We start from the raw sequence: 15,670 nt of genomic DNA, 5'->3' as shown, positions 1-15,670 counted from the left end.
TCCAATGTGTCGCGATCGGGCGTAAGTGGTGAAAGGATACCGGCAACGTCGTTCCAGTCCAGACCTTTGCACCGTGCCCTTGACTACTGCCGTCCTTCCGTTTAGTAGCTTCTCAATCTTTGCCGTATGTCACGCTCTCGCGCGTGGGCCACGCTGTGTGGTCTGCTTTTTACCCTTTATCTGTCCGGACAAATCCCGGTTACCGGCACCGTCACATCCGGCGGGGAAGCGCTGATCGGTGCCACCGTGTACGAAGGGGATAATCCCAAAAACGGAACGGTGACGGACGCAACGGGGATGTTTACTCTGGTAGTGGACGAACTGCCCGGAGACCTCATCGTGAGCTACTTAGGCTACGAAACTCAAACCTACAGATTAGGCGGGGACGCAGGTGCAACGACGGTTCTCATCGAGCTTACCGAAGGCCTCAACCTTTCCGAGGTCGTCGTTACCGCGCTGGGGCTTCGGCGCAAGAACAGCGAGCTGGGGTATTCGGTCCAACAACTGGAAACGGAAGCGCTGACCGACGTACAGGCCGTCAACTTTCTGGACAACCTCAGCGGGCAGATTGCCGGTCTGCGGGTCACCGCCGGTGCTACCGGGGTGGGCTCGACGAGCCAGATCGTCATCAGGGGAGAGACCAGCTTTACCAACAACAATCCCCTCTTCGTCATCGACGGCGTGCCCATCAACAACAACACCATCATCAACCGGACCGACGAGGCGGCGGCGGGCTTCCAGGAGGTTGACTTCGGAAACGGTGCCATGGAGGTCAATCCGGCCGACGTCGCCTCGGTCAGCGTGCTCAAGGGTGCCTCGGCGGCGGCTCTCTACGGCGCCCGTGCTGCGAACGGCGTGATTGTGATTACCACCAAGCGCGGCGGAAGACAGCCGGGCCTGGGCATCAGCTTCAACAGCAGCCTGACGGCCGAAACCCCCTTTCAGCTGCCCCGCTACCAGAACCTGTACGGGCAGGGGCAGGGTGGCGCGTTTGCCTTCGTCGATGGCCTCGGTGGCGGGATTTCGGACAACATTACGTACAGCTACGGGCCACGCCTCGATGCCGGCATCAACATCCCACAGTTCGACAGCCCGGTAACCCTGCCGGACGGGAGGGTAGTTCGTGGCGGCGACGTGGCGGTACACGGTGGGCAGGCGATTCCGGCTACGCCCTTCATCAGTCGCCCCGATAACGTGAAGAACGTTTACGGGACCGGCACGACGGCCATCAACAGCATTTCCATTAGCGGCGGCGGAGATTACGGCGATTTCCGACTGTCGGCCACCGATCTGCGCAGCAACAGCTACATACCCGGTGTCAACCTCGAACGAAAAACACTGTCCGGCCGCTTTGGCTTCCGTCCCGCCGATCGCTTACGCATCGATGCCGGGATCAACTACATCAACTCCGGCTCCGACAATCGGCCGGCCGGGGGGTATGGCTCCGAGAACGTAAACTACGGTTTGACCGCCTGGCTCGGTCGGCAGACGGATACCGAGGTGTTGAAGGACTATTGGCAACCGGGGCTGGAGGGCATCCGGCAGTTTAGCTACAATTATACCTTTTTTGACAACCCCTACTTCACCCTACGGGAGAACCGGAACAGCTTTGGTCGGGACCGCCTCTTCGGGTTTATGTCAGCCAGTTACGAGATCCTCGAAAACCTGAAGGTGAGTGTACGTTCGGGGATGGACTACAGCAACGAGCAGCGTCAGTTCCGTCGCAACTTCAGTTCCAATCGTTTTCCCCAGGGCGGGTATGCAGAAAACGACGTCTTTTTTCGGGAGGTCAACACCGATATTTTGCTGGACTACGCAACGGGCTTCGGAGATTTTACCCTGGACCTGCTGGGTGGTGCCAATCGGCTGCAGCAGGAGGCCCGGAATACCCAGAGTAATGCGCTCACCCTGGCCCAGCCCGGCGTCTTTCGCCTCAGCAATGCGGCCAGCCCGGTCGTCATCTCCGATCAGACGGCGGAGAAGCGGATCAACAGTGTCTACGGCTTGGCCAGGCTTGGCTTTCGCGAGTACCTTTTTCTGGACATTACGGGACGCAACGACTGGTCCAGTGCACTCGCGACCCCCACCAGTGCCGACCGGACCGCGTTCTTTTATCCTTCGGCCAGTCTAAGCTTTCTGGCCAGCAGGGCCTTCTCGCTGCCCGGGGTCATCGACTACCTCCAGCTGCGGGCAAATGTGGCGCAGGTCGGCAACGACACCGATCCTTACCGAACGAGTTCGACCTTCGTGGCCCAGCGGCCCTTCGACGGCCAACCAACCTTCAGTGAGCAAGCCGTCTTAGCCCAGCCGAACCTGATGCCCGAGCAGGCTACCTCCAGCGAGATTGGCGCCGACATTCGCCTATTCGACTATCGCCTGGGATTGGACTTCACTTACTTCACCCAGCGGACAAAAAATCAGATTTTGAGCTTGCCCATTGCCCAGTCTTCCGGTTACCGCCAGCAGATCGTTAACGGGGGGACGGTCAGCTCCCGTGGGATCGAGGCCATCCTCACCACCGTTCCGATTGCCACGGGTAAGTTTCGCTGGACCAGCCGCTTTAATTTTAGCACCAGTAGGGCAGTAGTGGATGAATTGCCGGCCGGTACCGATCGATTCACCCTTTCCTACAGTCGGGTATACAACTCCGTCAACCAAACGGTGTACTTCATCGTCGAGCCGGGGGGAGAAATCGGAGACATCTGGGGAACCGGCTACCGAAAAACCGAGGGGGGGCAGTTCATTCTGGACAGCGACGGCGCGCTCGTCGCCGACAATACCCTGCGGAAGATCGGGAACGCCAACCCGGACTTTATCCTCGGAGCGCAGAATAACGTTCGGTTCGGCAACGTCGAACTCGGTCTGCTCCTGGACTGGCGGCAGGGCGGGGAGTTGGTGAGCCGCTCGCTGAGTCTGGCCGGCGTGGCGGGTCAACTCGAGGAAACCGCCGATCGCCCCGCTAGCGGAATCATCATTCCGGGCGTGCAGAACACCGGTACCGACCAGGAACCGATTTACGTACCCAACGATACCCCGATCGACGCTGAGCGCTATTACCGCAGCTACTACGACCGCAACCACGAGGAGAATAACGTCTACGCTGCCAGCTACCTGAAACTCAGGGAGGCGAGCATTACTTACCGGCTCGATCGGGGTCAACTCGCCGATACCTTCCTGCGGGGACTGGAGAGTGCGACGGTCAGCCTGATCGGCCGCAACCTCTACGCCTGGTCGCAGATTCCCCACTTCGATCCGGAGCAGTTCGCCATTCAGGGGCAGAGCATCGTTTTCGGCGTCGAGGATATGACCTACCCCAGTGCCAGAAGCTTCGGACTCAGCCTCGGACTTACTTTTTAACGCCCGCTGACAAATGAAATACGTACCGTGCCTCCTGGTGTTTTTGGTTCTCCAGTCCTGTACCCAGGATTTTGAAGAGATCAATACGAATGAAAATGCACCCTCCAGTGTGCAGAACGAATTGCTGCTCCGGCAGGTGCTCTACGGCTACGGCGATGCGATGAGTTACGAGGGCTTCGTCGCCGGAAACCTGCTCAGCCAGCACTTTGCCATGATTGATTTCAACCTCCTCGATCGTCACGCCCTCGGCAGCCCCCAGGAGGGGGGGAATCCCTGGGACATTCTCTATACCGCCCTGCGCGACAATGAGACGATCCTGCAGCAGAGCCGAAGTAATCCCGCCGCCGCGGTATACGAAGGTCCCGCCCTGGTGATGAAGGCGTACCTGGCAATGAACCTGACCGATATTTTTGGGGATGTCCCATACTTCGAGGCCGTACGTGGGCGAACCGACGGGATCGTCACGCCGGCCTACGATCGCCAGGAGGATATCTATCTGGCAGCGGGGGGAATCCTCGATAACCTACGCACCTCCGTGCAACGCATGCGGGAATACCGTGGAGCCATCCCCCTGACCGGAGACATACTATACAACGGTAATTTGGAGGATTGGACGCGCTTTGCCAACAGTCTGCGCATCAAGGCCCTGATCAGGATCTCCGCCCGCCGGGATGTAACCGATGAGCTAAGCGACATTTACGCCGAGGGGAATTACATCGATCGGGAAGCGTACGATGCGACCTTCAACTTTTCGGCCGGACCGCCCAATAGCTTCGCCTTCGCAACGGCCCGAATCGGCATTTTTAATGTTTTTCTGATGTCCGAAACCGCACAAGACATATTTTCCGGACTCGACGATCCTCGCGTTGCCGTGCTTTACCGGCCGGCTGCAACGACCGGAGACTTTGTCGGTATAATCAACGGCATCGACGCTTCGAGCCCGATCGTACCCGACAGTTACGCGCGCCCGGGCACCGTCTGGCGGGAAAACACCCAGGACCTGAAATTCAACTACCTGACTTCGTGGGAGACGCATTTGTTACTCGCCGAGGCAGCGCTGAGGGGACTGATCGACGCCGATGCGGAATCGCTGTATAGGCTCGGCGTACGTGAGGCCTTCGCGTACTGGATGACCGATCTGCCCGATGCTTACCTTTCTACCGGGGCCGTAGCCTGGGATCGGGATCAAGCCCTGCGTCAGATCATCACCCAAAAGTGGATCGCCAGTATTGGCAATGGATACGAAGGATGGATCGAGTGGCGCCGTACGGGCTATCCGGCACTGATGCCCGTGGCTGCGAGCTTGAACGGAGGGCTGTACCCGATCCGTTTTCCCTATCCGGCAGACGAACAGGCACTAAATGTAGAAAATTACCGCCGAGCCGCCGCCGAGACCGACGGCAACTCCGTTAATGTTCCCGTTTGGTGGGACTTAAATTAATGGAGGGTTTCTTCGATTACGGTGTACTGCAATGGGTACTGGTTATCGGATCCAGCATCGTTCTGTTGCTGGTTTCACCGACAGCGCGTACCCCGGCCGCATTTTTTAAGGGGGCCCGTCGGGACCGTACACCGGGTGCCCTGGCCCTGACGAGTAGTCTGGTCATCTCGTGGCTCTTCGCGAAGTCAATTACCAACGCCGCCAACCTGGGCTTATCCTTCGGTCTGATCGGGGGAATCGCCTACGCCGGCTATTACCTAAGCTTCGCCGTCGCCGGGATCGTCATATACTTTATGCGGACGCGAGGCGGGTACCGGAGCATCCACGATTTTCTCCGGACTCGTTTCGGCAGGGGAGCAGTGCTTGTGTTTTCCTTGCTCATTTGCTTTCGCTTGTTCAATGAGGTGTGGTCGAATACCATGGTCATCGGCAGCTACTTCGGTGAGATTGGGAGTGCCCCGTATTACTGGTCGATCCTGGTCTTTACACTTCTCACCCTGGCGTATAGCCTGCGGGGTGGGATGTCCTCCTCCATACTTACCGACGTCATTCAGATGGTGCTGTTCGGCGTATTGTTGACCGTGATCCTCGGCGCAATTTTGCCGCGGCTCGACTACCAACTGACGCCCCTGCTAAATGCCGGTAGCGCACCACCGGATGTAACCGATCATACTTTATTTTCCGGGGGGGTGAACCTCCTGCTGGTGGCCGTCCTTCAGAGCCTGAGTTATCCGTTTCACGATCCGGTGCTGACGGACCGGGGATTTATCGCCGGTCCCAAAACAACGTTGAAGGCCTTTCTCTGGGCGGTTCCGATCGGCGCACTCTGCATCGTGCTGTTTAGTCTGGTGGGAGTGTACGGGAAGTTATTGGGGGTGGAAGGTCAGGCTCCGGTCGAGGTGGCCCGAATCCTGGGTGGGCCGATCCTGCTGGTGATGAACTTCATCATGATTACCTCGGCGGCAAGCACCCTTGACAGCACCTTCGCCAGTTTTTCCAAGCTTGCGGTGGTCGATCTGGGAGCGGCGGGAGCTCACGCCACACCCACCCACGGCCGGTACGCAATGGTAGCCATAACTCTCCTGGGAACGCTACCGGTGTTTCTCAACCCCACCATTCTTTCGGCCACGACGATTTCGGGAGCAATGGTTGTCGGGCTCGCTCCGGTTTTCTGCCTGTGGTGGCTGCCGGTTCCGAAGGGTAGTTTTTATGCTTCCGTATTCGGCGGGCTGTGCTTCGGTACCAGTTACGTGCTCGGTTGGTGGCCTGAGTCGCTGTGGATCGGACAAGGGGCTTATGCCGATTTACTGGGCCTAACCGTCGTCAGTCTGCTCGCTTGCTTTTTCCTTTATCTCCTTCCTTTCGCCTACCGTAACCGACGGGAGTAGGCCCCATTTTACTCCAGAACTAAGACGCCGGTCCGCACGTATCTATAAATTATGCTCCCCAACCAAGTTAGCCCGCTCCCGCCCCCTTCCGGCCCTCTGCTGATCTTCGGTGGAGTCTACTCGAATCTGGAGGCCCTACGTGCGATTCGCGCGGAAGCGGATTTCCGCGGTCTTCCCCCGGAACGCGTGATCTGTACGGGAGATACCCCCGGATACTGCGCCGATCCCGAGGCATGCCTGCGATTTTTACAGGAGTGGGGCTGCCACGCCATTGCCGGTAACGTGGAGATAAACCTACGGGACGGGGTCGACGACTGTGGGTGCAATTTCAACGACGGGAGCCGCTGCGATATGTTTGCCCGTATGTGGTACGCTTACGCCCGGGAAGCGGTCAGTCCCCAGAGCCTAAGCTTCATGCACAGCCTGCCACTCGCGCTCTCCTTTCGCTACGCCAATCGGCAGGTGGTCGTATTACACGGGTCCGCCGACCACGAATCGGAGTTTATCTGGAAATCCACGCCCTGGCAAACCAAGCAGCGTAGTTTCGCCGTACTTGGGGCCGATGTGATCATTGGCGGACACAGCGGCTTGCCGTTTGCCGACGGCCAAGACGATCGGTTGTGGCTGAATGCCGGCGCGGTGGGAATGCCCGCTAACGACGGTACGCCCCGCACCTGGTATTTGTCGCTTGACGACACTGACGGCCAACTATCCTACTCGTTTCATGCACTGAAGTACGACCATGAAACGGCGAAAAACAAAATACTGAAGCTCCGTACCCGCCTTCCGCTAAGCTATGCGGCGACTTTATCTACGGGGATCTGGGACAATACCGAGATCATGCCCGCAGCGGAGGCGGCCGCGGAAGGGAACCCCATCGAGCCGATTACGTTGTTAGATTACACCACATCGCCGGTGCCTTCCGGCAACTCGTCCCAGAGCCCAAAGACCAAAAGAATGAATCCTTACAGCGACCCTAAAGACCTACGCACCTTCGGAAAAATTACCGAATGGCAGGAGGAAATGGGGGAGAAGTTCTTCAGTTGGTACAGCGGCGTGACCGAGGGCGATTCCGCCCTGACCGAACGGGAAAAGGCACTGATCGCCCTGGCGGTCAGTCACGCTATCCAGTGCTCTTACTGCATCGACGCATACACAACCAACAGCCTACAGGCGGGTGCCGACGAAGAACAAATGATGGAGGCAGTCCACGTAGCCGCGGCCGTGAAGGCGGGCACCACCCTCATCTACGCCCGCCAAATGCAGCGGCAGGTGGAAAAAGTGACCATGTAAAATTCGAAATTTTACAGTTCAAATTATAAAAATTTATGGGCGTTAAGCAAAAAACCCTAAGCCTCAAAAGGAAGGGATCGGATCTGAGCAATGGGTACATTCAGTTGAACGTGCTCAACGGAAAGGACGTGGCGGACGCCGGTTTTCCCCGCTTTGCCGACAAGTTGGCGGCACAGGGACATCGCCCCTTCAAACCAACCGAAATTGAAGTTTTTCAGCTCAATATCGGTAAGCTCTGCAACCAAACGTGCGCCCACTGTCACGTTGATGCCGGTCCGGACCGCAAGGAAGAAAACATGAACCGCGCGGACCTGGAACTGTGCGTAGAAGTATTGGCGGCCAGTCCGTCCATCAAACTGGTGGATATCACGGGAGGAGCCCCGGAGATGAATCCGCACTTCCGCTGGTTCGTAGAACAGTGTACGGCCCTCGGAAAGCAGGTCATCGATCGGTGCAACCTCACCATCATCATGGCCAACCCAAAGTACCGCGACCTACCCGAGTTCCTGGCCAAACACCGCGTGCAGGTAGTATCAAGTCTGCCTTACTTCAGCAAGGGGCGCACGGACGGTCAGCGGGGCGACGGCGTTTTCGAAGACTCGATCAAAGCACTCCATCTGCTCAACGAGGTTGGGTACGGCAAACCGGGCACCGGACTTAAACTCGACCTGGTCTTTAATCCGTCGGGAGCCTATCTGCCGGGCAAGCAAGAAACCCTCCAGGCCGAATTTAAGCGGCAGTTGGACCGCAAGTACGGCATCGTCTTCAACGAGCTCTACGCGATCACCAATCTACCGGTCAGCCGCTTCCTCGACTACCTCCTCGAATCGGGCAACTACACAGAGTACATGCAAAAGCTGGTCGACGCCTACAACCCCGCAACCGTCGACGGACTCATGTGCCGCAACACCATATCCGTCAGCTGGGACGGCTACCTCTACGACTGCGACTTCAACCAAATGCTCGACCTCAAAGTCGCCAGCAAGGGACAACACCTCCGCGATTTTGACATCGAAGCCCTTCGCAATCGCAACATCGTGCTCAATCAACACTGCTACGGCTGCACGGCGGGAGCGGGGAGTAGCTGTGGGGGGACGGTGGCATAGCTGGGTAGTATGTTAGTTCAATAGTCTGTTAGTCGGTTAGTCTGTTAGTCCGTACTAATGGACTAAATAACTAACGTACTAATCGACTAACATACTACCTACCCCTTCACCCCATACCCCACCACCGCACCCGTATTATAAAAGAAAAAACTCCACACATCCGCCTGCTCCTCGATCGATTTGGAGATGGGCTTTCCGGCACCGTGACCGGCATTAGTTTCGATGCGGATGAGTACGGGTTTGTCGCCTGATTGGCATTCCTGTAGCTTGGCTGCGTACTTGAAACTATGAGCGGGGACGACCCGGTCATCGTGATCGGCCGTGGTGATCATGGTGGCGGGATAGGAGGTTCCGGGCTTAAGATTATGGAGGGGACTATAGGCGTGGAGCACGGGGAACATGCTCGGATCCTCACTGCTGCCGTACTCGGGAATCCAGCCCTTGCCGACGGTAAATTTGTGGTAGCGCAGCATGTCCATTACGCCGACGGCCGGGAAGGCTACCGCGAATAGGTCGGGACGCTGGGTCATGACCGCTCCTACCAACAAACCGCCGTTGGAACCGCCCGCGATGGCGAGTTTTTCCCTGCTGGTGTAGCCCTTGTCGATCAGGTACTCCGCCGCCCCAATGAAATCATCGAATACGTTCTGCTTGTTTTGTAGCATGCCGGCCTTGTGCCAAGCTTCCCCGTATTCCCCGCCGCCCCGCAGGTTGGCCATGGCAAACACGCCGCCGTTTTCGAGCAGCGGTAGGCGCATTATGCTGAAACCAGGCGACAGGCTGACGTTGAATCCACCGTAACCATACAGGTAGGTAGGATGCTCGCCGTTCAACTTTAGTCCCCGCTTGTGGACCAGGAACATGGTTACTTCGGTGCCGTCCTTGCTGATGTAGCTGACCTGCTTTTCTTCGTACTCCGTCGGGTCGAATTTCAGCTGGGGTTCGAAGAACGGCTTGCTTTTGTTGGACTCCACGTCGTATTCGAAGATGGTGGGCGGATAGGTGAAACTAGTGTAGACGTAGAACAACTGTTTCTCATCCTCCTTGCCCCGTAACCCACCGGCGGAGCCTACACCCGGCAGGGCAATGGGGGTCTTTTCGTCGCCGTCGTAGGTGAGGCGGTAGAAGCGGTCGGTGGCTTTCTCCAGGTAGTTGGCGAACAGGTAACCCCCACCCGTGCCGACACTCTGCAGCAGGTTTTCGCCCTCCGGTACGATCTCCGTCCAGTTGGTCTTCTGGGGTTTATCGAGATTGATCTTCACCAGCCGGTAATTGGGCGCACCGATGTTGGTATGCACCCAGAAATTCTTGCCGTCGGCGTGGATGACCTGGCTCTTGTTTTTGGTGTCCGGGAAGAGAGCGATGGGTTCGATGATTGCCGGTAGTTCGTCTCCGACCAGGGGCAGGTAGTAGGTCGCGAAGCCGTCGGTGCCGGGTGCGGCGTACATGACGAAGTAATCCTCGTCCTCGGTGGTGCCGCCGTAGTGGTAGTAGTCAGGGTGGGCGGCGTCTTCGTACACCAAGCGGTCGTTTGCCTGGGGCTGGCCGAGTCGGTGAAAATAGACCGAGTGCATCAGGTTGTTGCCCTTCAGCTCCTCTCCCGCCGCGGGGGCCGGATAGCGGCTGTAGAAAAAACCGTCGCCAAACCAGCCCGCCCCACTGAATTTTACCCATTCAAGCTCGTCGTCCAGGTCCTGATTGGTCGCAATTTCACGTACGTATACCTTCTGCCAGTCGCTGCCCGCGTCGCTACGGCTGTAGGCCATGTACCGGTTATTTTTATCGGCACCCATCAGATTGAAGCTCGTGGTACCTTCGGCATTGAGGGCGTTAGGGTCGATGAAGACCATTTCCTCGCCGTCCATTCCCCGTTTGTAGTAGATCACCGCCTGGTTCTGCAGGCCGTCGTTGCGGGAATAGAAGTAGTACTCGCCAACCTTGTAGGGAGAAGAAAGGCGCGGGTAGTTCACCAGTTCGGTAAGTCGCTCCTCGATGTCCTTGCGGAAGGGGATTTGCTCGAGGTAGCCGAAGGTGGCTTCGTTCTGTCGCTTTACCCAGTCCTTGGTTTTTACGCTGTTGTCGTCCTCGAGCCAGCGGTAGGGGTCGGCAACGACGGTTCCGTGGTAGTCGTCTTCGACGGTGTCCCTGGCGGTGGTGGGGTAGGTGACGGGGATCGGCGGATAGTCGGCGGAGCTCATGGAATCTTGGGTTTCAGTGCAGGAGGCTGTCGGAAGCAGACTAAGTAGCGCGGGAATAAATAGTTTATCCCTACGGCTAAATTAAGGCTAACTCAGAACGTGTAGCGTAGCCCGTTGATCCATTCGGAGGTGGTGGCGGGTACGTCGTCCAGCCCCTGGCTGATGAGCGCATCGTGGGTGATGCTGTAGCGGGTGTTGAACGCCAGTCGGTCGGTGAGTTTTACCCCCAGGGAGGTGATGCTCGACACGCGGGGCTGCCGGAAGTCCGGAACGACGGGCTGGTAGTAGGTCGTATTGGACAGCGTGACGTTGGGCAGGGGGAACAGCGAAAAACTCATATAGGCACTCAGGCGGTGATCGCGGTAGGTAATGCTGCCCTCGGCCACCTCGTCATATTCGTACATGTACAGGGTGCCTACGTACACGCGATTGTCTCCGAACGAAAAGAGCTTCAGTCGCGGGCCGGTCCCCACCAGCGTCCGCAGTCCGAGCCGCAGCTGCTCGTTGTACTGCACTTGGGTAAAGGCCTCCCAGCGCCAGCGGTCACTCAGGTAGTAAGCGTAACGGAGGTGGGCAAAACCGGCGTTCAGGGCATTGTCGCCGCTTACCTGCACGAGTCGGTAGTCGGCCAGGGCCAGGAGGGCCTGCTTGCGTCCCTTGCGGTCTACGCGTACGCTGCCGTTCAGGCTCAGTACCTTAGTATTGTTGCGGGTGAGGTTGCCTCCGAGGTCGATCTGCCCGTACCATCCGATGGTATCGAAGCCCTTCCGCTTGTCTTCAATGTTGACGATTTGGGCGGAAACGCGGGAGCAGGCCAAAAGCGTAAGAAGCAATGCGTACAGGATCGGTGTACCTAACTTCATCGCGATTATTGTGCCCGTTCCTTGGCCTCAACCAAGCGGGTATCCTCCGCTAAGTAGCGGGTACCCCCGAAAAGTACACCGACAAAGAAAATATTACCGGCAAAGCTGCTTAGCAGAAAGGGAAGTCCGGCCGCGAACGCCGCAATTAGCCCAGCGCCGGTCTGCGGGTAGAAGGGAGAACCCAGCCAGCTGCCGAAGTTGGTAAGCAGAAAGAACACCAAGGTAGCGCTCAGGGTCGCTCCGCCGATGCGCGCCCAGCTGAAGGGGAAGTGGCGCAGCAGGCCGAAACCAAGCAGCAGGGTAAGCCCGAAGCCCAGGTACACCCAGTAGTTGAATCCCCAGTAAAAGCCTTCGTAGTACTGGCTGTAGAACAGGTTGTTAAGGGCGACGTCGCTGAGGTACAGGGCTACGAAGGGAACGACCGCCGCCATCCACTTGCGGGGGAAGGTAGCGGCACCGAAGAGGGCCATGGCACCGATCGGGCCGAAGTTGGGCCAGTGGGGAAGTAACCGGCTGGCGGCGGCCAAAAAAATAAGGACCAGCAGCACCGGCAGGTGAAAACGAAGCTTAGACTCGGGCATAGAAATACGATTGAGGGGCAAAGATAAAGCACACACCGCGGACGAAAACACCGCCCGCCCCACTCGCTTCGATAAGCCTTCAGTAAGCGAACTCAGAGATGGCCGATTGTTACCGATAAGTGAAAAACTTGGGGGTGGCTTAGCACATTTCCCGACTTAAGCGTTTCCCTCACACGCGCCCGTCCCTTGTTGCTTTGTGTATGGACCGCCGCGCCGTAACCCCTACCGAAAAACCAACCCTCGTTTTGATGTCAGCCCCCTTCCTTCGCTTGCTGTTATTGCTTTGCTCCTGCGCCCCCGCCCTTCTTTTCGCCCAGCCCGAACGCTGGCAACAGCGCGCAGCGTACCGCATGGAAATCGACTTCGACGTACGCTCGAATCAGTACACCGGCACCCAGGAGCTAACCTACTTTAACAACTCCCCCGATACGCTGGACAAGGTGTTCTACCACCTGTACTTCAACGCCTTTCAGCCGGGCAGTCAGATGGACCTGCGCAACCTGAACCTGCCCGACGCCGACGATCGGGTGAAGGACCGGATCAGCAAACTCGGCCCAGATGAGATCGGATACATCAAAGTAAATACCCTGACCCGCGACGGCGGAACCCTCACCTTTCAGGAGGTGGGCACCATTCTGGAGGTCACGCTCGATGAGCCGATCCTGCCCGGCGACAGCACCACCTTCTCCATGAGCTGGGACGCCCAGGTGCCGCTGCAAATTCGCCGCAGCGGACGCGACAACGCCGAGGGCATCGAGTACAGCATGGCGCAGTGGTACCCTAAACTGGCCGAATACGACTACCAGGGGTGGCACGCCAATCCTTACATCGGAAGGGAATTTTACGGCGTGTGGGGCGACTTCGACGTCACCATCAACATCGACAGCGATTACATAGTGGCCGCAACGGGATACTTGCAGCAGCCGGAAGCGATCGGCTACGGTTATGCACCCGACCCCGCCAGCCGTCCGGAGATGCTCAGCTACCGATTCGTCGCGCCGCAGGTACATGATTTTGTTTGGGCCGCCGATCCGGACTACACCCACACCTCCCTTGTGCGGGAGAACGGCACCACGCTAAACTTTTTTTACCAACCCGGTGAAGAAACGACGGAAAACTGGGAACGGCTTCCCGCGATCATGGACGCCGCCTTTGCTTACGTCAATACTCACTTCGGCCAGTACCCTTACGAGCAGTACAGCTTCATTCAGGGGGGCGACGGCGGCATGGAGTATCCCATGGCTACGCTGATCACCGGACACCGCAATCTGAACAGCCTGGTGGGCGTGAGCGTGCACGAACTCATGCACACCTGGTACCAGATGCTGATGGGTACCAACGAAGCGCTGTACGCCTGGATGGACGAGGGGTTCACCAGTTGGGCCAGCAGTGAGGTGATGAATCACTTACGAGGCGAGGGCCTGATCGAGGGAGAATACGTTGAAAATCCCCACGAGCGGACCTTTGCCAGCCTGCGCGCGTTCCGCCAGTCGGGATTACAGGAGCCCCTAACCGTGCACGCCGATCACTTCGCGACGAACTCCGCCTACAGCGTGGCCAGCTACGTGAATGGCTCGGTCTTTCTGGAACAACTCCGGTACATCATCGGCGAGGAGGCCTTTGCCCGTACGATGCACCGCTACTACCACGACTGGCGGTTCAAGCACCCCAATCCGAACGACTTTATCCGGATTGCCGAGAAGTCTTCCGGTCTCGAGCTCGACTGGTACCGTGAGTACTGGGTGAACGGAACCGATTACGCCGACTATGCGGTAGACGACGTGGAAGATATCGACAGCAGCGGCACCACCCGCATCGACCTTAAGCGGGTTGGACGTATGCCCATGCCAGTGGAAGTGACGGTTACCCTGGAAGACGGATCGGAAAAGTACTACTACATCGCCCCCCAGATACTTCGGGGTGAGAAACCGCAGCCGGAATACGCTTCCGACTGGACCGTGCTACCGGACTGGGGATGGGCGAACCCTAATTACTCTTTCACCCTGGACATCAACAAGCAACAGATCGCTTCCGTGCGGATCAACGCCCGGGGCAGGATGTTCGAGGACGATCTGGATAACAATGCCTGGGGAGACTGACGAAAATTTTCACCATAGTTCTGGTGCAAACGGCGGCCCCAGGCCACGTTCCGGGAGTAAAGGCTATCCTGAAAGTATACCACCACACCCTACAGACTGACGCCCGATGAAACTACTGGTCCTGACGAAAAAGTTCCCCTTTCCCCTTATGGACGGGGAGAGTCTGGCCATTCACGGCCTGACCAAGAGCCTGAGCGAACTGGGCTGCCAGGTCAGTCTCCTGGCTATGAACACCTCGAAGCACTTCTTCGCGGGACTTGAGCTTCCCCCGGAGATGGACCACTACCACGAAGTGCGTACCGTGGCAATCGATAACAACGTGAGTCCGGTAGACGCGGCCACCAACCTCGTGCGTGGGACCTCCTACCACATCAGCCGGTTCCACCAGCAATCTTACCACGACGCGCTGGAATACTGGCTGCGGGAGGTAGATTTTGACATCGTGCAGTTGGAGACGCTGTACCTGGCGCCTTACCTCGGCACCATTCGGAAGCACTCATCGGCCCAGGTAGTCATGCGGTCGCATAACGTAGAGCACGAAATTTGGGAGCGGTGCTGCGAGAACATCTCCTTCGCGCCAAAACGGTGGTACCTGCGTCACCTCACCAAGCAATTGCGGGAATACGAGCGCAGTCAGCTCAACCAGTACGACCTGTTGCTGCCCATCACCCACCGCGACAAAAAGCACTTCGAACGCCTCGGGTACCGGGGCAGGTCGTTCGTGCTTCCGATTGGACTGGAAACCAGGTGCGGTCCGCCGACCTACGACAGCTACGCCTCCTCGCCTGACTTACACTTTATCGGCTCCCTCGACTGGATGCCCAATCTGGAGGGGCTGCAGTGGTTCCTGAACGAAGTTTGGCCCGAGGTTCGCAGCCGTTGCCCGCAGGTGAAATTTCACATTGCCGGCCGGAATATGCCCCACAGCATCAGCCAGCTGCGGATGCAGAACGTGGTCATTCACGGGGAGGTGCCGAACAGCTGCGATTTCGTTGCCGCCCACAGCATCAGCGTAGTGCCCCTGCTTAGCGGCGGCGGTATGCGGGCCAAGATTCTCGAAGCGATGTCGCTCGGTCGCGTGGTGATCGCTACCACCGTCGGACTGGAGGGCATACGGGCCCGCAACCGTCGGGACCTGTTCATCGCCGATACCCCGGCCCAGTTTGCCCAGGTCATCGAAGAATGCATCGGCCGCGGACGGCAGCTGGAGCGCATCGGTCGGAACGCCTACGCTGCATTCTACCGTCACTACGACCGCAGGGTACTGGGTGAAAAGCTGATCGAAAACTACGAACAGCTCATCGACCTCGTCCGGGTATAGCCACCGTTCCTATATTGTGGCAT

10 protein-coding genes and 1 pseudogene are annotated in these 15,670 nt (G+C 58.0%); 8 read left to right on the top strand and 3 right to left on the bottom strand.

All coding sequences use genetic code 11. The features are described from left to right. Positions 1 to 126: 126 nt before the first annotated feature. The 6 genes and pseudogenes from GGR28_RS03880 to arsS all read left to right on the top strand — a co-directional run bounded on the left by GGR28_RS03880 (position 127) and on the right by arsS (position 8,585). Positions 127 to 3,357 carry a SusC/RagA family TonB-linked outer membrane protein gene (locus GGR28_RS03880; protein ID WP_183494390.1) on the top strand — a complete coding sequence of 1,077 codons (3,231 nt, stop codon included), beginning with the start codon at positions 127 to 129 and terminating at the stop codon, positions 3,355 to 3,357. A gap of 13 nt (positions 3,358 to 3,370) precedes the next feature. Beyond that, entirely contained in the window at positions 3,371 to 4,798 is a 1,428-nt protein-coding gene (locus GGR28_RS03875; RefSeq protein ID WP_183494389.1) for a SusD/RagB family nutrient-binding outer membrane lipoprotein, read from the top strand. After that, positions 4,798 to 6,186 carry a sodium:solute symporter family transporter gene (locus GGR28_RS03870; protein WP_183494388.1) on the top strand — a complete coding sequence of 463 codons (1,389 nt, stop codon included), beginning with the start codon at positions 4,798 to 4,800 and terminating at the stop codon, positions 6,184 to 6,186. The genes GGR28_RS03875 and GGR28_RS03870 overlap by 1 nt, the downstream gene beginning before the upstream one ends. Positions 6,187 to 6,237: 51 nt before the next feature. Next, positions 6,238 to 6,858 (top strand): annotated as a pseudogene (locus GGR28_RS19450) (metallophosphoesterase family protein); the annotation flags it as partial. Positions 6,859 to 7,143: 285 nt separating this feature from the next. After that, positions 7,144 to 7,479 carry an arsenosugar biosynthesis-associated peroxidase-like protein gene (locus GGR28_RS19445; RefSeq protein WP_183494544.1) on the top strand — a complete coding sequence of 112 codons (336 nt, stop codon included), beginning with the start codon at positions 7,144 to 7,146 and terminating at the stop codon, positions 7,477 to 7,479. Positions 7,480 to 7,514: 35 nt separating this feature from the next. Beyond that, the gene (gene arsS / locus GGR28_RS03855; RefSeq protein WP_183494387.1) at positions 7,515 to 8,585 is read left to right on the top strand and encodes an arsenosugar biosynthesis radical SAM (seleno)protein ArsS; all 1,071 of its coding nucleotides are present in this window, start codon (positions 7,515 to 7,517) and stop codon (positions 8,583 to 8,585) included. A 98-nt stretch (positions 8,586 to 8,683) separates the two neighbouring features. On the opposite strand, the gene GGR28_RS03850 is transcribed toward arsS, so the two are convergent. The 3 genes from GGR28_RS03850 to GGR28_RS03840 form a co-directional block, all read right to left on the bottom strand. Continuing rightward, positions 8,684 to 10,783, bottom strand: a complete 2,100-nt coding sequence (locus tag GGR28_RS03850) for a prolyl oligopeptidase family serine peptidase (RefSeq protein ID WP_183494386.1) — start codon at positions 10,781 to 10,783, stop codon at positions 8,684 to 8,686. 92 nt (positions 10,784 to 10,875) lie between these two features. Next, positions 10,876 to 11,646 carry a DUF481 domain-containing protein gene (locus GGR28_RS03845; RefSeq protein WP_183494385.1) on the bottom strand — a complete coding sequence of 257 codons (771 nt, stop codon included), beginning with the start codon at positions 11,644 to 11,646 and terminating at the stop codon, positions 10,876 to 10,878. A gap of 5 nt (positions 11,647 to 11,651) precedes the next feature. Continuing rightward, on the bottom strand, positions 11,652 to 12,227 hold the full coding sequence (locus GGR28_RS03840) for a DUF6580 family putative transport protein (protein ID WP_183494384.1): 576 nt from the start codon (positions 12,225 to 12,227) through the stop codon (positions 11,652 to 11,654). A 248-nt stretch (positions 12,228 to 12,475) separates the two neighbouring features. Here GGR28_RS03840 and GGR28_RS03835 point away from each other — a divergent pair, with 248 nt between their 5' ends. Together GGR28_RS03835 and GGR28_RS03830 are read left to right on the top strand one after the other, a co-directional pair. After that, entirely contained in the window at positions 12,476 to 14,326 is a 1,851-nt protein-coding gene (locus GGR28_RS03835; protein ID WP_183494383.1) for a M1 family metallopeptidase, read from the top strand. Between the two features lie 106 nt (positions 14,327 to 14,432). Continuing rightward, a complete protein-coding gene (locus GGR28_RS03830; protein ID WP_183494382.1) occupies positions 14,433 to 15,647 on the top strand; it encodes a glycosyltransferase family 4 protein in 1,215 nt (404 codons plus the stop codon). Positions 15,648 to 15,670 lie beyond the last annotated feature (23 nt).

The organism is Neolewinella aquimaris (assembly GCF_014197245.1).
GTDB lineage: Bacteria > Bacteroidota > Bacteroidia > Chitinophagales > Saprospiraceae > Neolewinella > Neolewinella aquimaris.
The sequence above is the reverse complement of the archived record's forward strand: the minus strand, read 5'-3'. Positions and strand labels throughout refer to the sequence as shown.